This window comes from Duganella vulcania (assembly GCF_009857655.1).
Lineage (GTDB): Bacteria > Pseudomonadota > Gammaproteobacteria > Burkholderiales > Burkholderiaceae_D > Rugamonas > Rugamonas vulcania.
The window spans coordinates 54,394-74,828 of sequence record NZ_WWCX01000017.1; the positions used below are offsets into that span (position 1 = coordinate 54,394).

The 20,435-nt window shown below is 64.5% G+C and carries 22 protein-coding genes; 8 read left to right on the forward strand and 14 right to left on the reverse strand.

Features of this window, described 5'->3' with window-relative positions:
- Positions 1 to 3: 3 nt before the first annotated feature.
- Positions 4 to 1,110 carry a LysM peptidoglycan-binding domain-containing protein gene (locus GTP90_RS12835; protein WP_161083916.1) on the reverse strand — a complete coding sequence of 369 codons (1,107 nt, stop codon included), beginning with the start codon at positions 1,108 to 1,110 and terminating at the stop codon, positions 4 to 6.
- Between the two features lie 256 nt (positions 1,111 to 1,366).
- On the opposite strand from GTP90_RS12835, the gene def reads away from it, so the two are divergent.
- Positions 1,367 to 1,909, forward strand: coding sequence for a peptide deformylase (gene def / locus GTP90_RS12840; protein WP_117012862.1), 543 nt, complete (start codon positions 1,367 to 1,369; stop codon positions 1,907 to 1,909).
- An 18-nt stretch (positions 1,910 to 1,927) separates the two neighbouring features.
- Positions 1,928 to 2,884, forward strand: a complete 957-nt coding sequence (gene fmt, locus GTP90_RS12845) for a methionyl-tRNA formyltransferase (protein WP_161083917.1) — start codon at positions 1,928 to 1,930, stop codon at positions 2,882 to 2,884.
- 4 nt (positions 2,885 to 2,888) lie between these two features.
- Here the strand turns inward: fmt and GTP90_RS12850 are convergent, their stop codons facing one another.
- Entirely contained in the window at positions 2,889 to 3,839 is a 951-nt protein-coding gene (locus GTP90_RS12850; protein ID WP_161083918.1) for a LysR substrate-binding domain-containing protein, read from the reverse strand.
- A 105-nt stretch (positions 3,840 to 3,944) separates the two neighbouring features.
- On the opposite strand from GTP90_RS12850, the gene GTP90_RS12855 reads away from it, so the two are divergent.
- Positions 3,945 to 4,766, forward strand: a complete 822-nt coding sequence (locus tag GTP90_RS12855; RefSeq protein WP_161083919.1) for a CmcJ/NvfI family oxidoreductase — start codon at positions 3,945 to 3,947, stop codon at positions 4,764 to 4,766.
- Positions 4,767 to 4,769: 3 nt separating this feature from the next.
- Positions 4,770 to 5,378: a 2-hydroxychromene-2-carboxylate isomerase gene (locus GTP90_RS12860; RefSeq protein WP_175048073.1), complete on the forward strand. Its 609-nt coding sequence runs from the start codon at positions 4,770 to 4,772 to the stop codon at positions 5,376 to 5,378.
- On the opposite strand, the gene GTP90_RS12865 is transcribed toward GTP90_RS12860, so the two are convergent.
- Entirely contained in the window at positions 5,341 to 5,721 is a 381-nt protein-coding gene (locus GTP90_RS12865; RefSeq protein WP_161083920.1) for a MerR family transcriptional regulator, read from the reverse strand. The genes GTP90_RS12860 and GTP90_RS12865 overlap by 38 nt on opposite strands.
- A 101-nt stretch (positions 5,722 to 5,822) precedes the next feature.
- On the opposite strand from GTP90_RS12865, the gene GTP90_RS12870 reads away from it, so the two are divergent.
- Entirely contained in the window at positions 5,823 to 6,461 is a 639-nt protein-coding gene (locus GTP90_RS12870) for an NAD(P)H-dependent oxidoreductase (RefSeq protein ID WP_161083921.1), read from the forward strand.
- Here the strand turns inward: GTP90_RS12870 and GTP90_RS12875 are convergent.
- From GTP90_RS12875 to GTP90_RS12885, 3 genes are read right to left on the reverse strand one after another with little or no spacing between them, the layout of a single operon-like run.
- Positions 6,458 to 7,381, reverse strand: coding sequence for a DUF2145 domain-containing protein (locus tag GTP90_RS12875; protein ID WP_161083922.1), 924 nt, complete (start codon positions 7,379 to 7,381; stop codon positions 6,458 to 6,460). The genes GTP90_RS12870 and GTP90_RS12875 overlap by 4 nt on opposite strands.
- Positions 7,378 to 7,836 carry a hypothetical protein gene (locus GTP90_RS12880; RefSeq protein ID WP_161083923.1) on the reverse strand — a complete coding sequence of 153 codons (459 nt, stop codon included), beginning with the start codon at positions 7,834 to 7,836 and terminating at the stop codon, positions 7,378 to 7,380. The genes GTP90_RS12875 and GTP90_RS12880 overlap by 4 nt, the downstream gene beginning before the upstream one ends.
- A gap of 40 nt (positions 7,837 to 7,876) precedes the next feature.
- Positions 7,877 to 8,539, reverse strand: a complete 663-nt coding sequence (locus GTP90_RS12885) for a DUF3313 domain-containing protein (protein WP_161083924.1) — start codon at positions 8,537 to 8,539, stop codon at positions 7,877 to 7,879.
- Between the two features lie 145 nt (positions 8,540 to 8,684).
- On the opposite strand from GTP90_RS12885, the gene GTP90_RS12890 reads away from it, so the two are divergent.
- Positions 8,685 to 9,302 (forward strand): TetR/AcrR family transcriptional regulator, encoded by a 618-nt coding sequence (locus GTP90_RS12890; protein ID WP_161083925.1) that lies wholly within the window; start codon positions 8,685 to 8,687, stop codon positions 9,300 to 9,302.
- A 19-nt stretch (positions 9,303 to 9,321) separates the two neighbouring features.
- Here the strand turns inward: GTP90_RS12890 and GTP90_RS12895 are convergent, their stop codons facing one another.
- The 3 genes from GTP90_RS12895 to GTP90_RS12905 form a co-directional block, all read right to left on the reverse strand.
- The gene (locus tag GTP90_RS12895) at positions 9,322 to 9,516 is read right to left on the reverse strand and encodes a BrnA antitoxin family protein (protein ID WP_161083926.1); all 195 of its coding nucleotides are present in this window, start codon (positions 9,514 to 9,516) and stop codon (positions 9,322 to 9,324) included.
- Positions 9,500 to 9,772 (reverse strand): BrnT family toxin, encoded by a 273-nt coding sequence (locus tag GTP90_RS12900; RefSeq protein ID WP_161083927.1) that lies wholly within the window; start codon positions 9,770 to 9,772, stop codon positions 9,500 to 9,502. The genes GTP90_RS12895 and GTP90_RS12900 overlap by 17 nt, the downstream gene beginning before the upstream one ends.
- A gap of 101 nt (positions 9,773 to 9,873) precedes the next feature.
- Positions 9,874 to 10,707, reverse strand: a complete 834-nt coding sequence (locus GTP90_RS12905; protein ID WP_161083928.1) for a glycosyltransferase — start codon at positions 10,705 to 10,707, stop codon at positions 9,874 to 9,876.
- 265 nt (positions 10,708 to 10,972) lie between these two features.
- Between GTP90_RS12905 and metH the strand changes: the two genes are divergently transcribed.
- Positions 10,973 to 14,734, forward strand: a complete 3,762-nt coding sequence (gene metH / locus GTP90_RS12910; protein ID WP_161083957.1) for a methionine synthase — start codon at positions 10,973 to 10,975, stop codon at positions 14,732 to 14,734.
- Position 14,735: 1 nt separating this feature from the next.
- Here the strand turns inward: metH and GTP90_RS12915 are convergent, their stop codons facing one another.
- The 3 genes from GTP90_RS12915 to GTP90_RS12925 form a co-directional block, all read right to left on the reverse strand.
- Entirely contained in the window at positions 14,736 to 15,368 is a 633-nt protein-coding gene (locus tag GTP90_RS12915) for a hypothetical protein (protein WP_161083929.1), read from the reverse strand.
- 70 nt (positions 15,369 to 15,438) lie between these two features.
- Complete coding sequence (locus tag GTP90_RS12920) at positions 15,439 to 16,752, reverse strand: ABC transporter permease (protein ID WP_161083930.1); 1,314 nt, start codon at positions 16,750 to 16,752, stop codon at positions 15,439 to 15,441.
- 11 nt (positions 16,753 to 16,763) lie between these two features.
- Positions 16,764 to 17,705, reverse strand: a complete 942-nt coding sequence (locus GTP90_RS12925) for an ABC transporter ATP-binding protein (protein ID WP_161083931.1) — start codon at positions 17,703 to 17,705, stop codon at positions 16,764 to 16,766.
- Between the two features lie 162 nt (positions 17,706 to 17,867).
- Here GTP90_RS12925 and GTP90_RS12930 point away from each other — a divergent pair, with 162 nt between their 5' ends.
- Entirely contained in the window at positions 17,868 to 18,245 is a 378-nt protein-coding gene (locus tag GTP90_RS12930) for an SPW repeat protein (RefSeq protein ID WP_161083932.1), read from the forward strand.
- A gap of 35 nt (positions 18,246 to 18,280) precedes the next feature.
- Here the strand turns inward: GTP90_RS12930 and GTP90_RS12935 are convergent, their stop codons facing one another.
- Both GTP90_RS12935 and GTP90_RS12940 read right to left on the reverse strand, forming a co-directional pair.
- Complete coding sequence (locus tag GTP90_RS12935) at positions 18,281 to 19,561, reverse strand: EAL and HDOD domain-containing protein (protein ID WP_161083933.1); 1,281 nt, start codon at positions 19,559 to 19,561, stop codon at positions 18,281 to 18,283.
- An 88-nt stretch (positions 19,562 to 19,649) separates the two neighbouring features.
- On the reverse strand, positions 19,650 to 20,423 hold the full coding sequence (locus tag GTP90_RS12940) for a class II glutamine amidotransferase (protein WP_161083934.1): 774 nt from the start codon (positions 20,421 to 20,423) through the stop codon (positions 19,650 to 19,652).
- Between the last annotated feature and the right edge of the window lie 12 nt (positions 20,424 to 20,435).

Sequence of the window (20,435 nt, forward strand, 5' to 3'; positions counted from 1 at the left end):
GGGTCACTCCGGCGACTTGGCGACGTCGCCCACTTCCACCGGCGCCGACACCTGCATGATCAAGCCGTAGGAAATATGCTTAAACACGCGGAAGATAAACAAGCTGCCCACTTCCTCGTCCGGCAGCTTGACCTGCTGTTCGCGCATGCCCAGCCAGCTCTTGGCGGCCGTGGTGTCGCTGACAGTCTTCCCCGCATGGTACAACTGCAGCACGGAGCCGATGTCGAGTCCATCAAGCTTTCCGCGATTAATACTGACCACCTGGTTCTGGCCGGCGTGCGTGACGCCGCCGTAAATGGCCACCACCCGCGCGCCCACCTTCTGCTCGGGCGGATGCGGCACGTAGTTCTGCATCGGCATCGGCGGAATCGCGCGCAGCTGGTCGCCCTTGCCCATCTCCTCCTTGGCGCTGGCGACCACGAAGGTGTGGACGTCGCTGCCGCTGCCGGGCCGGGCTTCGGCCTGCAATTTCAGCGTGCCGAGGTAGAACGCCTCGTAGCCGATGACGGCCTTGGTGACCGGGTCCTTCAGCGGGCTGCCGGGACGGAACACCTGGAACGAGCTGCCGCCCTTGAGGTCGCCGCGCACATAGGCCTTGTCGTCCTTGCCGAGGAACACATGGCCGTCCTGCGTGGCCACCACGCGCGGCGCGCCGGCCAGCTCGTCGTTTTCGATGATCAGCGGCTGGGTCAGGAAGGGTTCGATCACGCCGGCCGGGATGGACGTCACGGCATCCTTGCCCAGGCCCTCGGTGCGCAGCTGCGGCTTCAGGCGCAGATTGGACGCGCTGTTGCTGCCGTCGCTGGCGTCGATCCGGTTGCCCAGGCGCAGGCGGCCGGCGGCGCGGTCGAACCAGATGATCTGGCCCGGATAGATCCAGTGCGGATTGGCGATTTCCTCGCGGTTCATGCCCCAGACGGTGGGCCAGCACCACGGGCGTTCCAGGAAGCGGCCGGAAATATCCCACAGCGTATCGCCCTTGACCACCTGATGCTGGTCCGGCGCGTCGGCGCGGAATTCACATTTGATTGGCTCGGCGTAGGCCGCCGTCCAGCCCGAAAAAAGCGCCGCCAATACTAAGCGGGTGCCGACTGTGCTAAAATTTTTCATTAGTAGATCCAGTAAATGCGCAAACAACTGCGCAGGCACACGCTAGCAAGAAGCGCCCTTCGACGGAAAAGGCTTGCTAAATTGAATCAAATTCTGCCCATAAAACCCTGAACTAGCAAGAGAAACCGCGCAACGGTAGCCGGCGCGGTTGTTGCGTTTTTGATCGGGAAAATGACGGCGGCGGCGCCCACGACGCGGCGCGCGTTATCAAGGCAGTCACTTAGTTTTCACATAGTTATCAACACAGTCACAGCATATGGCCATCTTAAATATTTTGCGTTACCCCGATCCGCGCCTGCATAAAGTCGCCAAGCCAGTCACCGTCTTCGACGCCAAGCTGGAACAGCTGGTGGCCGACATGGCCGAGACCATGTACGAAGCGCCCGGCATCGGCCTGGCCGCGTCGCAGGTCGACGTGCACGAGCAGCTGGTGGTGATCGACATCTCCGAAACCAAGGACGCGCTGGTCGCCTACATCAATCCGGAGATCATCTGGGCCAGCGAAGAGAAGCAGGTCTACGACGAAGGCTGCCTGTCGGTGCCGGGCATCTACGACGGCGTCGAACGCCACGCCCAGATCAAGGTGCGCGCGCTGGACGTCAAGGGCCAGCCATTCGAAGTGGAAGCCGACGGCCTGCTGGCGGTCTGCATCCAGCACGAGATGGACCACCTGCTGGGCAAGGTCTTCGTCGAATACCTGTCGCCGCTGAAGCGCAACCGCATCAAGGCCAAGCTGGTCAAGGAAGAGCGCGGCATGGCGCGCGAAGCACAGCTGCGCGCCGCCGGCCGCCGCTTCTAAGCCAGACAGGGAAACCGCATGAAAGTCATCTTCGCCGGCACGCCGGAATTTGCCGCAGTCGCGCTGCAAGCCCTGCACGAGGCAGGCTTCGAGATTCCGCTGGTGCTGACCCAGCCGGACCGTCCGGCGGGACGCGGCATGCACCTGCAGCCGTCCGCCGTCAAGCAGTACGCGCTGGCACATGGCATCGAAGTGCTGCAGCCGCTGTCACTGCGCACCGACAGCAAGGATCCGGTGCGCGCCGAGCAGGCGAAGGAAGCGCATGCGCGCCTGCTGTCCACGCCGTACGACGTGATGGTGGTGGCGGCCTATGGCCTGATCCTGCCGCGCGCCACGCTGGACATCAAGCCCTGCCTGAACATCCACGGTTCGCTGCTGCCGCGCTGGCGCGGCGCCGCGCCGATCCACCGCGCCATCGAAGCCGGCGACAGCGAAACCGGCATCACCATCATGGAGATGGAAGAAGGCCTGGACACCGGCCCGATGCTGCTGATCGAGCGCATCGCCATCGGCGAGCAGGACACCACCGGCATGGTGCACGACAAGCTGGCCGCCCTGGGCGGCAAGATGATCGTCGAAGCGCTGCGCAAGATGAAGCACGGCCAGCTGGAAGCAGTGACGCAGCCGGAAGCGGGCGTCTGCTACGCGGCCAAGATCAGCAAGGAAGAAGCGGCGCTGGACTTCTCGCAATCGGCGGTGGAGATCGGCCGCAAGATCCGCGCCTTCAATCCCTTCCCTGGCGCACATGGCACGGTCAACGGCGTCAACGTCAAGCTGTGGGGCGCCGAAGTACTGGAAGCCGACAGCAAGGCGCCGGCGGGCCAGGTGCTGGCCGCCGATGCGCAGCATGGCATCGTGGTCTCGTGCGGCAGCGGCTCGCTGCGTTTGACCGAGCTGCAAAAACCGGGCGGCAAACGCCTGCCGGCGGCGGAATTCATCAAAGGCTTCCCGCTCGAAGGCTTGAGCTTCGCCTGATAACTCAGCCGGCGCGCGCCTTGTGCCGCGCCGCGCGACGGGCGTTGAGCGGGCCGCCACTGCGCGCCGCCTCTTCCACGATCCAATCCCGGACCACCACCGCATCCGCGCTGAGCGCACTGCGGGCGATCAGCCAGTACGCATAATCGCTGGCGGTTGCCGGCAGCGCGCTGGCCAGCGCCAGCTTGCCCTGCTCAAGCAAGGGCCGCACCAGTTCCAGCCGGCCCAGCGCCACGCCCTGCCCCGCCAACGCCGCCTGCACCACCTGGTCATATTGATTGAAGCGCAGCACGCCCTTCGGCCTGGTGCGCCCCACACCGGCGCCGCGCAACCATGCGGGCCATTGCAACCACGGGCGCGATACATCGTCAAACTCCAGCAGCACCTGCTTGCGCAACTGCGCCGCATCCTCGATCGCCGACACCGCCAACGCCGGATGCGCCACCGGCACAAGCGACTCGTCGAACAAACGCAGCGCACCCTCCGGCGCATCCTGCGGCCGGCAATAGCGCAGCGATAAATCCACCTGCTCGCGCTCCAGGTCGACGAAGCGGTTGCTGGCCGCCACACGCACATCGACCTGCGGCGCGGCCTGCTGGAAGGCGTTCAAGCGAGGCAGTATCCACAAGGCCGTCACGCCGATACTCGCACTGATGGTCACCGCCTGCCGCGCATCGCCGGGCCGCAGGCTGGCCACCACTTCACCCAGCTGCTCCAGCATCGCGTCGGCGTGGCGGAACAGCCGCCGCCCCTCGGCGGTGAATTCGATGGAGCGATGGCCGCGCACCAGCACGCGATAGCCGAGCGTAGCCTCCAGCGCCTGTATCTGGCGGCTGAGCGCCGACTGCGTCACGCACATGTCCTGCGCGGCGAGCGTGATACTCATGCGCCGCCCGACTGCGACCAGACTGCGCAGCAAGTCCAGCGGGGGAAGATCCAGAAGACGATTAGCCATTCCATGAATGTATCACGCATGCGAAATGGGAATGTGAAACCGCCGGATATATCGTTTGAGCGCGGCACGGCGATCGGATTCAATGGAGCTTTCAGGGAGAACGCGATGACATACACAACCACCACCACGCTGGAGTATCTGTGCCCGACACAGGAGCGTCCATACACCTACATGTACCCGCCACCCGACGGCCAGCCATGGCAGAACGCCAGCTACCAGCACGTGCCCGTGACGATACGCGACGCCCGCGCCGACACGCACCTGTCGCTGGACCGCGAAGGCTATCTGCTGCGCTCAGCCCCCAGCGCCGTACGCGACTTCACCGACAAGGAGCAAGTCGTGCGGCTCTACTATCCCGAAGTGGCGGAACTGGCCTTGGCGCTCACCGGCGCCAGCCAGGCCTTCGTGTTCGACCACCTGGTACGCAAGCGCATGCCCGGCGCGCCGCAGGCGTTCGGCCGCATCGAAGGCCAACGTCCCGGCGCGGCCGGCCGCGTGCATTGCGACTTCACGCCCGCATCGGCGCACCGCCGGCTGGAGCTTGAGCTGCAAGGGGACACCGCGCAGGTCCAGCGCTACAGCATCGTCAACCTGTGGCGCCCGATCCGCCATCCGGTGCTCGACGCACCGCTGGCCGTGTGCGACGCCCGCAGCGCCACGCCGGCCGACCTGGTGGCCAGCGACATTTTTTATCCCGAGCGGAATGGCGAAATCTACCAGGCGGTGCACAATACGGATCACGCATGGTCCTACTTCCCGGCGATGACGCGCGACGAGGTACTTGTGTTCAAGCAGTTCGATTCCGCACCCGGCCCGGTGGCCCGCTACACGCCGCACGCCGCGTTCGAGCACGCCGACGCACCGCCGGATGCGCCGCCAAGGGAAAGCATCGAAATCCGCTGCTTGCTGATTTATCAAGGGAGATAAAAAATGAAAATGGAATTCTGGTTCGACTTCGCCAGCAACTATAGCTACCTGAGCGTGATGCGCATCCGCCAACTGGCGCCGGAGGGCCTGGTGTGGCGCCCCTTCCTGCTCGGTCCCATCTTCAAGGACGCTGGCTGGAACAACTCGCCCTTCGTGCTGCAAAAGGACAAAGGCGCCTACGTGTGGCAGGACATGCCGCGCCAGTGCGCCAAATACGGCCTGCCATGGCGGCAGCCGTCCACCTTCCCGCGCAACTCGCTGCTGGCCGCGCGCATCGGCATCCTGTGCGAAGAGCGGCCGTGGATGACCGATTTCTGCGAACGCACCATGCTGGCCAACTTCGCCGAGGACCGCGACATCGGCAGCGAGCAATGCATGGCGGAGATATTGACCGCCCTGGGCCAAGACGCCGCAGCCATCCTGCACGCCGCGCAGACCGACGAGAACAAGGCCAGGCTGCGCGAACGCACCGAACAGGCCAAGACCCGCCACATCTTCGGCGCGCCCACCTTCCTGGTCGGCGACGCCATGTTCTGGGGGAACGACCGGCTGGACGACGCGCTGGCGATGTCGCTCAGTTCACCGCGAAGTTCTTCCGGCACGGCGAGCTGACGCTGTCGTCCTCCAGCAGCACGCGCAGCGCCAGCAGGTCGCTGCGCTGCTGCGCCAGCGTGGCCTGCTGCTCCTCGATCTCGCGCAGGCGGATCTCCGTCAGCGCCAGCGTCTTCGTTTTCGAACATTGCCCGCTTTCCGTGAACATGCCACGGATGATATCGAGCGAGAAGCCCAAGCGCTTCGACGCCTGGATCATATACAGCCGCTCGGTGGCATTGCTGGCGTACTCGCGGTAACCGCTGGCGGTGCGCGAGATCGGCGACAGCAAACCCTGCTCCTCATAAAACCGGATCGCGGACGGAGTCAGCCCGGTTTTACGGGCCAGTTCACCTATTTTCATTTTTGCCTTGACTCTCAAGTTAGCTTGAAACTTATTATAGATCGGTACTCCAGAGCTTGCTGGCTGGGGGCGCGTTAACGATTTATCACTGGAGTTCACACATGACCGATGTAATTGACAAGCTTAACTGGCGCTACGCCACCAAGAAGTTCGATCCCGCCAAGAAGGTGACCGACGAAAAACTGGAACACATCCTGGAAGCGATCCGCCTGGCGCCGACCTCCAGCGGCCTGCAGCCGTTCGAAGTCTTCGTCATCACTAACCCGGACATCCGCGCCAAGATCCAGGCGGTGGGTTGGAACCAGGCGCAGATCAGCGAAAGCTCGCACCTGCTGGTGTTCGCGGCATGGGACAACATCACCGCCGACCGCGTCAACATGATGTTCGACCTGACCAACGAGCAGCGCGGCTTCATCAACGAAGGCTGGGAAGCCTATCGCAAGCAGTTGCTGGGCATCGTGGCCGCGCGCACCGAGCAGGCCAACTTCGACGCCGCCGCGCGCCAGGCCTACATCGCGCTGGGCGTGGCGATGGTGGCCGCCGCGTTTGAAGGCGTCGACGCCACGCCGATGGAAGGCTTCGATCCGGCCGCCGTCGACGAGATCCTGTCGCTGAAAGAGCGCAAGCTGCGCAGCGTGGTGATGCTGCCGATCGGCTACCGCCAGCCGGAAGGCGACTGGCTGGTCAACCTGAAAAAGGTGCGCCGTTCGCGCCCGAACCTGATCACCGAGATCGCTTAATCTCGCAGTGACACCACCTGGTCGCCCTCGCCCGGCTTGCAGCCAGCGGCGATGGGCGTCCAGCCGCGATGGATGACGACCTGCTCATCGTCGTGGCACAGCTCCACGCGCGTGCTGGCCGGATAGCGCTGATGCACGAATGCCTCCACCGTCGAGGGCAGGCTGACGCGCAGCTGCATCGCCGAGCGGTCCTCGTCCGGATGGTCGTCCAGATGCAGCAGCGGCACGAAGTGCGACGCCAGCATCAAAAAACGCGAGCCCACTTGCACCGGTTGCGGCGTATAGCGCTCATCGCGCAGCCAGGCCTGGGCGCGTTCGCGCAAATCGTCGCCGTCGGGCAGATCGCCCCAGCCGGCAGCCAGCATCTCCATCACCCACTGATTGCAGTTCTGGTAGCGCACGCTGAATGCGTAGGCGCTGGCGCTGTATTTGGCCGCCAGCAGATGCTGCACGCGCGGGCCGTCGAGCAGCGCGGGCCGCAGCGGCGCGATCGCCTCGGCCGGCAGGCGCACGATGGAGAGGTAACCCAGCGCCGGGTCGTCGGTGCCGAGCGCGAAGCCGGCCAGGCCCTGGTCGAAGATGCGGGGACGGCTTTCATCGCAGGCATAGTACAGCTGGCGCGCGGACCAGACGCCGGCCTCCGAACGCCATGCCAGCGCGGCATGCGAGTAGCGGATATCGAAGCGCGACAAGTCCAGGCCGGAGCGGCTGACCAGCGCCACGCCGTCGCCGACGTCCGCCAACTCCTCGCGCAGCACGGCGGCAAAACGCAGCAGGCGGTCTTGTTCGGCGGCGGTCAGCGGCTGGCCGCGGTCGCAGAAGCGCGACGCCCCCGACGAACCGCCAGCCTGCGCCGCCCCCGCCGCGCCCAGCGCCGCGCAGGTCAGCGCCGCCAGCGCCAGCGCGCGGACTGGCTTCAAAGAGAGACCGGACGCGAAGCCAGCTCGCCGTACCACTCGTCGGCCAGCACCAGGTAGAACGGCTGGTGCGTATCGCCGCGACCGAACTCGATGCCGTAGGCGCGGTTCTGTGCATACATCGCATCGCCGACGGCCAGGCCTTGCTTGTCGAAGGTGACCTGCGGCAGGTCCAGCACCACGCGCTGCTGCGGATCGTTGGCCTGCATCGTGACGCGGGTGCGGTCGGCGCGGTCCGGCGTGGCGGCGATCTGGATGATGCGGTACTCGCCGTCGGCGACCTTGCGCTTGTCGCCACTCGAGCTGTTGCTCGAACCGTTCAGCGAATCGGAAATGCTGCCGCTGGACGCGGAGCCGGCGCTCGATGCCGAGGAAACGAAACTGTCGGCGTTAGCCTGCAGGGCCAGGCCCAGCGCGCCGGCGGCAGCGATCAGGCGAAATGGGAGGGAAATGCGCATTGGATGTCCTCAATTTTTCAAACGGCAAGTATAGATGTTTTCAATTGAACGCGGCGAGTAGCTCGTCCGCGCCGTTCCGTATGCCGGCCTTGGACGCGTCCATCGTGCCCAGGCTGGCCGATATGTTCATCGGGCTCGGATACTGCTTGGCGATGTAGGCGCTCACCAGCAGGTTGGTGCTGGCGTCGTACAGCTCCACCGCGTAGCTCACCGATCCCGTGAACGCGCCCTCCTTGCCCCGGATGCTCTGGACGAGGTTGTACGGGCCGCCGACCAGGTCGAAGCGCGAGACGGTGCTGAGGAAGCGCGTGCTGGATTTGGCGCCGGTCAGCGTCAGCTTCAGGCGCAGCGTTTTCCAGCCCGCGTCGCGGCTGATGCGCAGGCGGTTGCGCAGCCGCGATTCGAACTCGCCCTGCATGTAGGCGGCCAGCATGGCCTTCTCGTCGTCCGTCACCTCCTCGAACTGGCTGTCCTGGCCGCGATAGACCTGCACCGGATCGATGATGATGCTTGAATAATCGCGCAGCGTGACGGCCGTCGAATAGCTGTAGGGTACGCGCCCGGTCTTGTCGCCGGCGTTGGGACGCAGCTGCTCCACGGACGCCAGTCCGCCATATGGGACCGGCTGGGTGGTGGCACAACCGGCGATGGCGCCGCACAGGACGAGGACGAGCGGAAGCTGCATTTTGAGCGATGAGTGCATGGCGAGACCTTATTTGAAGGGGAAGAAGGCGGGCGTCCAGGATTTCCAAAACTGAACACATGCGTACAGTATTGAATGATCAGCCACTACTGTCAAGCGTGTTTTGCGCATAAAATGTACGACGGGGTTCAGATATGGAGCAGGAATGAAGGTACGTACCGAGGCGCGCCGCAAGGCCATCGTCGAGGCAGCCGATGCGCTGTTTCAGGAGGCAGGTTATGAAGGCGCGACGATGAGCGAGGTGGCGAAGCGCTGGGGAGGATCGAAGGTCACGCTGTACGGCTACTTCCCGTCCAAGGAGGCGCTGTTCATGGCGGTGGTGGAATCGTGCGCCACCGGCCACCTGGCCGACGCGACGCGGGAATTATCGACCGCGCCGACCAGCCTGGCCGGGCTGGAGGCGGCGCTGGAGCATTTCGGCGAGCGGATGCTGGGCGTGATGGGCAACGACAAGAGCGCGCTGGCGGTGTACCGCATGGTGGTGGCCGAAGCGGGCCGCTCCGACGTCGGCCAGCTGTTCTACGACGCCGGCCCCAGGACTTCGGTGGAAACGCTGGCGGCGGTGCTGTCGGGCGCCATGGAGCGCGGCGACATCCGCCGGGCCGATCCGCCGGTGACCGCGCAACAGTTCCTGGCGCTGCTGACGGCGGAAGCCGACGTGCGCCTGTACCAGCGCAACCCGCCACCGCTGTCGCAGCCGGAAATCCGCGCGATGGTCAAGCGCGCCACCGAAATGTTCTTCGCCGGCGCAACGCCGAGATAGGAGTTTTCCGTCCGGCCCGTTACTGCTTCATATGGCTACGCAACAGTAAATTAATCCGCTGCTGATAGTCCGGCCCCTTACTTTTGAACCACTCGTAGATATCGTGATCCAAAAGTACCGTATTCTTTTGCGTCAGCGGCGGCCGCATCTTCCCGTCCTTGCAGTACTCGTCATCAAGCTCGGGAATATCGCTGAAATCAATAGCCTCGTTCATATCGCTTCTCCTCGGACGGCGACGACATTCTGGCCGAGATAATTCTGACGGTATCGTCGCCCCGCTCTGTAAAAACAACCGTCAACATGCGGACGCCGCTAAGTCCGATGGCGATGTAGCGGTCCTCGTCATGCCCAGCATTGGGGTCAAAATAGGTCAGCGTCGTATGCTCAAAAATAGCGGAAGCGTCTTCAAAACTGACCCCGTGCTTCTTGATGTTGCGCTGATTTTTACGCTCGTCCCATTCATAGAGCATAGTCGCTCCATCACAGTATAGAACGCGCAGTACTTGCGCGCGCCATCAAAAGTGTGCGCGCGGCTGCTGGGTGCTCACTTGCGGTAGATCAGCGGTACGCCTCAGACAAGTTGGGCAAAGCTTTCGCAAATTTGCGACTCGCGCGGCAGCACCAGGCGGCTTTGGCGTACTTGCCGGTTCCAGTCGTGGTTGGCGCGCTCCTTGTCGGCGCAGTAGTAGCTGCGCTCATGGTCCAGGTGCAGGCTGACCAGCGTATGTCGCGCCCGCACGCCGCGCACGCCGATGTGGTTCAACCGCAAGCCCATGTTCAGGTCGCCGCCTCCGTAGGCCATCCGCTCGTCGAAGCCGCCTACCGCCAGCACGTCGTCGCGCCAGGCGCAGCTGTTGGAGCCGCTGAAGGCGTTGCGCTGCGTGAGCAGGTCCAGCGCGCGGGCCAGCCAGCGCTTGCGCGTGAGCCGGCTGGCGCTCTTGCAAAAGCCGGGTATCGCGCTCAGGTAGCGGTAATCGAACAAGCTCTGGTCGCGCACCGCCTCCAGCAGGTCGTGCCGCAGATGGTAGGCTTCCGGGATGCTGACGTGGCTTCCTCCCGACAAGAAAATCCCGCCCCGCATCAGCCGCACGAAGTTGGCCACATAGTCGTCGCGCGGGACGCAGTCGCCGTCGGTGAACAGCAGCAGGTCGCCGGTGGCGGCCAATACCGCGCGGTTGAGGGCGCGGTACTTGCCGAAGCCGCGCTGCTCCTGGTTCTGGTACAGCAGCGGAATGGCCCAGCCGCGCCGCCGCACCGCCTCCAGCGCGGCGCCGATCGCCGGATCACGACCGTCCTGCGCGATAATGACCTGGTCGGGCCTGCGGCTTTGCATGGCGTAGCCGGTCAGCACGCATTCGAGCTCGCGCCCTTTGCGGTGCGCCGAAATTATGACGGAGATTTTCATCGTGGCGCGCGGTGAATGGAGGAAAGCCCATTCTCCCGGCGCCATGTTGCAGGAGGATTGCGCACTGTAGTGCCTGGGTATCACACTGTGTCGCAAAGCGGCGCGATGTAAAAGCAAGCAAATTTGGCAGATTGTTGCTGCGTTGCGGCAGTCCGCTGAAGCAAGTTCCGTGATGCCGTATAATTTTAGGCCGCCAGCCATCCCCGGCGCGCTCGCCCACGACCTCAGAAAGTAACAAATGAATAACAACGTGTCCCGCCCCGTCATGTCCAAGACCGATGCCCAGCTGCGCGAGATCCTTGCGCGCCGCATCATGATCCTCGACGGCGCGATGGGCACCATCATCCAGCAGTACAAGCTGGACGAAACCGCCTACCGCGGCGGCCCTAACGGCCGGTTCATCGACTTCGCTGCGCCGGCCGACAGCGGCGCGCGCGAGCTGTTCGTCAAGGGGAACAACGAGCTGCTGACGCTGACCCAGCCGCAAGTGATCCAGGAGATCCACGAGCGCTACCTGGCCGGCGGCGCCGACCTGATCGAAACCAACACCTTCGGCGCCACCACCATCGCGCAGGACGACTATCACATGGGCCACCTGGCCTACGAGATGAACGTGCAAGCGGCCAAGCTGGCGCGCGCCGCCTGCGACAAGTACACCAGCGCCGACAAGCCGCGCTTCGTGGCCGGCGCGCTCGGGCCGACGCCCAAGACCGCGTCGATCTCGCCGGACGTGAACGACCCCGCCGCCCGAAACATCACCTTCGACCAGCTGGTCGACGCTTACCACGAGCAGACCAAGGGCCTGATCGAAGGCGGCGTCGACGTGCTGCTGGTCGAGACCATCTTCGACACCCTGAACTGCAAGGCCGCGCTGTTCGCGATCGACAAATTCTACGAAGAGAACCCCGGCGTGCCACGCCTGCCGCTGATGATCTCCGGCACCGTGACCGACGCCTCCGGCCGCATCCTGTCCGGCCAGACCGTGCCGGCGTTCTGGAACTCGGTGCGCCACGCCAAGCCACTGACCATCGGCCTCAATTGCGCGCTGGGCGCGGCGCTGATGCGCCCCTACGCCGAGGAGCTGTCGCAGATCGCCGACACCTTCGTCTGCATCTATCCCAACGCCGGCCTGCCCAACCCGATGAGCGACACCGGCTTCGACGAACTGCCGGCCGATACGTCCGCGCTGCTGAAGGAGTTCGCCGAGGCGGGCTTCATCAACGTCGCCGGCGGCTGCTGCGGCACCACGCCGGACCACATCAAGGCCATCGGCGAGATCCTCGCCACGGTCAAGCCGCGCACCGTGCCGCAGGTGCCGGTGGCGCAGCGCCTGTCCGGCCTGGAGCCGTTCACCATCGACGACGACTCGCTGTTCGTCAACGTCGGCGAGCGCACCAACGTCACCGGCTCCAAGGCCTTCGCGCGCATGATTCTCAACGAGCAGTACGACGAAGCGCTCAGCGTGGCCCGCCAGCAGGTGGAAAACGGCGCCCAGGTCATCGACATCAACATGGACGAGGCGATGCTCGACTCGCAGGCGGCCATGACGCGCTTCCTGAACCTGATCGCCTCCGAACCGGACATCTCGCGCGTGCCCATCATGATCGACTCGTCGAAATGGCCGGTGATCGAGGCGGGCCTGAAGTGCGTGCAGGGCAAGTCCATCGTCAACTCGATCTCGATGAAGGAAGGCGAGGCGGAATTCATCCGCCAGGCCAAGCTGTGCCTGAGCTACGGCGCCGCCGTCATCGTCATGGCCTTCGACGAAAAAGGCCAGGCCGACACCTTCGAGCGCAAGATCGAAATCTGCGAACGCGCCTACAAGCTGCTGGTGAACACGGTCGGCTTCCCGCCGGAAGACATCATCTTCGACCCGAACATCTTCGCCATCGCCACCGGCATCGAAGAGCACAACAACTACGCGGTGGACTTCATCAACGCCACCCGCTGGATCAAGGACAACCTGCCGCACGCGAAGATCTCGGGCGGCGTGTCGAACGTGTCGTTCTCCTTCCGCGGCAACGACCCGGCACGCGAGGCGATCCACACCGTGTTCCTGTACCACGCCATCAAGGCCGGCATGACCATGGGGATCGTCAACGCCGGCATGGTGGGCGTGTACGACGACCTGCCGGCCGAGCTGCGCGAGCGCGTCGAGGACGTGGTGCTAAACCGCCGCGAGGACGCCACCGAACGCATGATCGACATCGCCGGCACCCTGAAGGCCGGCGCCGGCAAGCAGGACGCGCAGAACCTCGAATGGCGCAACGCCCCGGTCGAGAAGCGCCTGGCGCACGCGCTGGTGCATGGCATCACCCAGTTCATCACCGAGGACACCGAGGAGATGCGCCAGCAGGTGCTGGCCGCCAACGGCCGTCCGATCCACGTGATCGAAGGCCCGCTGATGGACGGCATGAACATCGTCGGCGACCTGTTCGGACAGGGCAAGATGTTCCTGCCGCAGGTGGTCAAGTCGGCGCGCGTGATGAAGCAGGCCGTGGCCCACCTGATCCCCTACATCGAGGAGGAGAAGAAGGCCGAGGAAGAACGCACCGGCATCGTCGCCAAACCGAAGGGCAAGATCGTCATCGCCACCGTCAAGGGCGACGTGCACGACATCGGCAAGAACATCGTCTCGGTGGTCCTGCAGTGTAATAACTTCGAAGTGGTGAACATGGGCGTGATGGTGCCCTGCTCCGAGATCCTGGCGCGCGCCAAGCTGGAAAACGCCGACATCATCGGCCTGTCCGGCCTGATCACGCCATCGCTGGAAGAGATGGCCCACGTGGCCAAGGAAATGCAGCGCGACGAGCATTTCCGCATGATGAAGATCCCGCTGCTGATCGGCGGCGCCACCACCAGCCGCGCCCACACCGCCGTCAAGATCGCCCACAACTACGAGGGCCCGGTGGTGTACGTGCCGGACGCCTCGCGTTCGGTGTCGGTGGCGCAGTCGCTGCTGACGCCCGAAAGCCGCCAGCAGTACATCGACGAGATCGAGCAGGACTACGTGCGCATCCGCGAACAGCACGCCAACAAGAAGGCGCTGCCGATGCTGTCGCTGAAGGATGCGCGCGCCAACAAGATGAAGCTGTCGTTCGCGCCGGTCAAGCCGAAGTTCATCGGCCGCCGCGAGTTCAAGAACGTCGACCTGGCCACCATCGCCAAGTACATCGACTGGGGTCCGTTCTTCCAGACCTGGGATTTGGCCGGCCCCTTCCCCGCCATCCTGACCGACGAAGTGGTCGGCGAGGCAGCGACCAAGGTGTACGCCGAAGGCCAGGCGCTGCTGAAGAAGCTGATCGACGGCCGCTGGCTGACCGCCAACGGCGTGGTCTCGCTGCTGCCGGCCAACAGCGTCAACGACGACGACATCGAGATCTACACCGACGACACCCGCAGCACCGTCGACTTCACCTACTACGGCCTGCGCCAGCAAGGCGTCAAGCCGGTGGTGGACGGCGTGCAGCGCCCGAACCAGTGCCTGGCCGATTTCATCGCGTCTAAAGAGTCGGGCATCAAGGACTACATTGGCATGTTCGCCGTGACGGCCGGCCTGGGCATCGAGAAGTACGAGCAGCGCTTCGAGGACGCGCACGACGACTACTCGTCGATCATGCTCAAGTCCTTGGCAGACCGCCTGGCCGAAGCCTTCGCCGAATACCTGCACGAGCGCGTGCGCACCGACCTGTGGGGCTATGCCGCCGGCGAGGCGCTGAGCAACGACGACATGATCGCCGAGAAGTATGTCGGCATCCGCCCGGCGCCAGGCTACCCGGCCTGCCCGGAGCACACCGTCAAGCGCGAGATGTTCAACACCATGCAGGCCGAGGAAATCGGCATGGTGCTGACCGAGTCCTACGCGATGTATCCCGGCGCGGCGGTATCGGGCTTCTACTTCGCGCACCCGGAATCGAAGTACTTCGTGGTGGGGAAAATCGGCGAGGATCAGGTGAACGACATGGCCGCCCGCCGCCACGTGGACAAGGCCGAGGTGGAACGCTGGCTGGCGCCCAACCTGTCCTGATTCAGAGTTCGGCCACCGCCATGGTGGCCAGCGCCTCGGCCGGCTGCGGCAGCAGCCTGGAGTCCGGCGGCAGGCTGGCCTGGAATAGTCTCAAGGCCTCCGCCGTCAGCGCCACGAAGGCGTTCTGATGCGCCAGCAATTGCTGCGTCATCCACTGCCAGCCCTCGTCGGTTTCGTGCAGCCATACGGTGCCGTCCGGGAAGGCCGACGGAATCGCGTCGGGCGGCGCCTGCACCACGATGTCGCTGCGCGGCCCCCACAGGAAATCCGGCGGCAGTTCGCGCTGCCAGCCGTAGCCGTTCTTGACCGCGTAGACGTGGTTGTGGCGGAACGTCAAATCAATCACCTCGCACTCGGCGACCAGGTCATCGGCCGATTCGATCCAGCAGTGATAGGAGCCGCCGGCCGGATTGGCGAAGGCCGAGTTATCCATCATGCGCATCAACTGGCCGCCGCCGCAATCGACCGCGGCCAGTCCCGCCACCGGCCGGTACACCCGCCCCAGCACGATGCTGGCCAGGTTGGAGCCGATGACAGCGTAAACGTGGCACAACGAACAATATTGCTCGGGGTAATACTGACGGATCACCTGGTTCACGCAATGCGCGATCAGCGCTCTGACGGATAACGGCATTCAAAAAACTCACAAAACGATTTGTATCCTTATGTATCGGATTGATTTACGGAAACTTTAACGCGGCATGCTACTTGTGGTCGCTGAGGAATTTCCAACCGGCGATGCCGCCAAACACGGCCGCGAAGCCCAGTTGCACGGCGATCGGCATCAGCGCGCCCTCCAGGCCCAGGCCGCGCCAGGTGACGGCGTCGAAGCCATCGATCGCCCAGCGGGTCGGCACCACCAGCGTGAACTGCTGCACCCATTCCGGGAAGACAAACGACGGCACCCAGGCGCCGCCCAGCATCACCATGATCAGCGTGGCGAAAACGGCGATGCCGCGCGCCGCTTCCGGCGTCTTGCCGAAGGCGGCGATCAGCAGGCCGAACGCCGCCGTCATCAGCGAGAAGCTGGCCGCGATGCCGAGGAAGCCGCCCAGGCTGCCGATCTCGACCTTGAAGATCAGCATGGCGCAAAGGAACATCGCGCACATCAGGCCCATGGCGATCAGCGCGCCGGAGATGGCGCGCCCGCCCAGCACGGTGGTCAGCGACACCGGCGCCGCCAGCAGGCGGTTCCAGACACCGGTGCGGCGCGCCAGCAAAATGCCCACGCCCATGTCGATGCCCATGAACAGGATGAACTGCACGCCCATGCCGGCGAACGAGTGCGCGTAGCCGTTGTACTTGGGACCGCTGCTGAGCGCCTGGTCCTGCGTGGTGTAGGGCATGGTCATGCCGACCGGCTCGGCGGCCGGTGCCGGCTTGCCGCTGACCTTGGCGGCGGCTTCCCTCTCGGCCTCGGCGGCGGCGCGCTGGTCCTGGAACTTCTTCAGGCTGGTGAGGAAGTCGCTCAACTGCGCGTTATCGGGATTGTTGTCGGTGCTGGCGCGCAGCGCGGCCAGCTGCTTCTCGGTGGTCCTGGCGCCCTTGGGACTGATGACGGCGGCGCTGGTCACCTGCATCACCTGCTGCGTCAACAGGCCCTTGACCATGGCCAGCACGGTCGATTGCGACGGGTCGTAGTAGACCGGCAGCTGCGGCTTGTTCCGGCCGCCGAACAGCGCGTCGGCCGCCTGTTCGCCGAAGCCGTCGGGGATCACCACCGCCACCGGCAGCTTGCCGGCGCGGACCTTGGCCTTGGCGTCGTCGGCGCTCAGCTCGACGATATTGAGCGCGCTGTCGGCTTTCAGGCCGGCCGCGATTTTCTTGCCGCTGTCGGACTGGTCCAGCTGCACCAGGCCCACGTCGATCTTGCTGGTCTTGGCCTCCGAGCCGCCGCCGAACAGCGAGCCGAAGAACGCCGCCAGGATGACCGGCATCAGCAGGTGCAGCATCAGCGCGCGCTTGTCGTTGATGTAGAGGATCAGGTCCTTGCGGACCAGGGCGATCAATGCAGTCATGGGGATTCCTATCAGTCGCGCAGGCTGCGGCCGGTCAGGTTGAGGAAGATGTTTTCCAGCGAGGTCTTGGCGGTGGCGAAGTGCAGCAGCGTGACGCCCTGCTCCACCAGCCAGGCCAGCGTGGCTGGCGCGTGCGTGGCGTCGGCCAGGCCGATGTCGAGCGCGTTGCCCTCGCCCTGCACGCCGGTCACGCCGGGCAGCGCCCGCACGCCCGACAGCAGCGCGGCCGGCGGCGCGGCGGCCAGCTCGGCGTGCAAGGCGGCCTGCGCCGGCAAGCGGTGGTACAGCGCGGCCGGGGTTTCATCGGCCAGCACCTTGCCGTGGTCGATGATGACGATGTGGTCGGCCAGCCGCTCCACTTCCTCCATGTAGTGGCTGGTGTAGATCAGCGAGCGGCCCTGCGCCTTCAGCGTCTCCAGCGTGTCGAAGATGGCGTTGCGGCTTTGCGGATCGACGCCGACGGTGGGCTCGTCAAGGATCAGCAACTGCGGATCGTGCAGCAGCGCGGCGGCGATGTTCAGGCGCCGCTTCATGCCGCCGGAATAGGTGGACGGCTTGTCGTTGGCGCGGTCGGCCAGGTTGACCAGCGCCAGCGCCTGTTCGCAACGCTGCTTCAACAGCGCGCCCTTGAGACCGTACAGCGCGCCGAACAGCTTGAGGTTTTCCAGCGACGACAGGTCCTCGTACAGCGCCAGGTCCTGCGGCACGAAACCGATCTTGCGCTTGGCCTCGCTGGGCCCCTGGCCAATAGCCTCGCCATCCATGACGATGCCGCCGCTGTCGCTGCGCAGCAGGCCGCAGATCATGCCGACCGTGGTGGACTTGCCGGCGCCGTTGGGGCCGATCAGGCCAATGGTCTGGCCCTGCTGCACCTGGAACGACACGCCGTCGACCGCCTTGCGCGCGCCATACGATTTGGAGACCTGATTCACGCTGAGTAAAACCGATGCCATACGCCATCCCGTCGTGTGTTTTCGATAAGCGGCAAGCATAGCGGTGCGATACTTTTATGGCAAGCCCATCGCGGCGGGCGAGTGAACTTTTACGTTTGCGGGCAGCCTAAGAATGAACGTCGCCAGCCGGCGGCATTTTGACTTGTGACCAGGGAGGCGCATATGGCAACCAATCCAACCGTCAAACGCTGGCAGGATCAGGTGATCCTGCTGCTAGGGCTGTGGTTCTTCATTTCACCGTGGGTGTTTGCATATCCGATACCGTCGATCCAGGCGTGGACCGCGTTCATTTCCGGCGCGGTGGTGGCGATCCTGGCGGCCTTCGATCTGTACAAGACCTACTTTTGGGCTGTGGTGCTGAATTTGCTGGTGGGGATATGGATCGCGGTGTCCCCGTGGGTGCTGCGGATCGCCGACAACCGCGAGCTGATGTGGAACTCGGTGGTGGTGGGCATCGCCGTGGTGGTGCTGGCGCTGTGGGAGATGCAGACCGATCCCGAGCTGCACAAGCACTGGCCGGGCGCGGGCCACGCAACGTGACCGGTCCGCAGGCGGTGAGCTGAAGCGGTGGTGCGTTACAGCGCGTAGCGCACCACGTTGTCGCTCCACTCGAAGGCCGACATCTCCAGCTCCACCAGTTCATCGGTGGAGATGGCAAGGTCGTTCAGCGCCGGCATGATCTGGTCGTCCATGTCCTCGATGCGTTCGATGCATTCGGCCAGCTTGAGCAGGTCGCCGAAGAAGCCGGCGCGGTGCAGCAAGGCTTGCGACACCTCGTCGTTGACGGGGATCTGCGCCAGGATCTCGGCCATCGGCATGCCGAACAGCGTGTCCATCAGCGACATGATGCCGACCGTGAAGGCGATATCGGCCACATGGCGGTGGCTGGGGCGCAGCTTGCCGGCCAACAGCTCCAGCAGGCGGCCGCGCGTGGTCGCCAGCATCAGCAGCGGCGTCATGCTGTGGCCGCGCTTGCTCGGCTCGGCGTACAGCATGATCTGCAGCCAGCGCTGCAACTGGCGGCGGCCCAGTATCGTCACCGCCTGGCTCAGCGAATCGATGCGCTGGCGCGCGCCGACCGCCGGCGTGTTCACCAGGCGCAGCAGGTTCAGCGCCAGCGACACGTCGCGCTTGATGGCGCGCTCGATTTCCTGGTTGTCCGCGTCCGAGGTCACCAGGGTCATCAGCTCCATCACCGCCAGCTGCGACGGCGACAGCTTCTTGCCGCTCATGATGACCGGCTTGGAGAAGTAATAGCCCTGGAAGTAATCGAAGCCCAGGTCCACGCAGGATTTGAATTCGTCGCGCGTCTCGACCTTTTCGGCCACCAGCTTCTTCTTGTCCTGCTGGAAGCGCGGCGCCAGCCTGGCCAGCGTGGACGGCGGCAGCGCGCGCATGTTCATCTTCACATAGTCGGTCAGCGGCAACAGTGCGGCCAAGTTGACGCCCTCGCCGCTGACGTCGTCCAGCGCGAAACGGAAGCCGTGGCTGGCCAGGTCCGTCATGCGCGCCAGCACCTGCGGCGTCAGCGGCATGCTTTCGGCCACTTCCAGCACCACTTTTTCGCGCGGCAGGAAGGAAAAAATGTCGGTCATCAGGACGTCCGCGTCCACATTGACAAAGCCGAGCGCGTCGCCGATGGTCTTTTCCATGCCCAGTTGCGAAGCGTGCGCGATCACCGCGGCCGTGGCCGACAATTCATTGGTGATGTGCGCCGGGCCGACCGGAGCGTTGCGGAAAAGCAACTCATAGCCAAACACGGTCTGATTGCGGTCCAGGATAGGCTGGCGCCCCAGATAGAACTCGCGCACGCGCAGGCTCCGGGGGCCGGTATCGTGTAGGGTAAGATCGATCATCGCTTCTGTCAGTACAAAACATGGGGCTTGTATTTCGCCGTACTAATATTCTGACAGCAATATCTAGCCCTGTCTTGGATAATTTGGCTCAGCTTTCGGCCTGCGGAACGCCATCGATGAACAGTTTCAGCTCGCCGGCCGCGAAGGCCGTCCACTGCTCGTTGGTGGTCAGGGGCTGGGTGACGATGATGGCCACGCGGTCGTTGGGCGTGGTCACTTGCGAGAAATCCACGCTGACATCCTCGTCCGACAGCTTGGCCGTATCGAACGGATACTGGCGCACCAGGTAGTACAGATTGGTCGAGCAGTGCGCGAACAGCTCGCCGCCGGACGACAGCAGCATGTTGAAGGTGCCGTAGCCGGCGATCTCGCGCGTCATGTCGGCCAGCGCGGCGCGCAACTCGGCCAGCGGCGGGCGCTGCTCGCCGAAGCGGGCGCGCAGGTGCTGCAAAATGTAGCAGAAGGCCAGCTCGCTGTCGGTGGTGCCGACCGGGTGGTAGGCGCCGTTGAGCACGGGCGCGAATTCCTTCAGGTCGCCGTTATGGGCGAACACCCAGTACTGCCCCCACAGCTCGCGCACGAAGGGATGGCAATTCTCCAGCGCCACCTGGCCCTGCGTGGCCTTGCGGATGTGGGCGATGACGTTGGTGGACTTGATCGGGTAGCGTTTGATCAGCTCGGCGATGGGCGAGGCGATCGCGGCCTGGTGGTCGACAAAGTGGCGCACGCCGGCGCCCTCGAAAAAGGCGATGCCCCAACCGTCGTGGTGGGTATCGGTCTGGCCGCCGCGCATGGCGAAGCCGGTAAAGCTGAACACAATGTCGGTCGGGACATTGCAGTTCATTCCTAGAAGTTGGCACATGGTCGGGTTCTC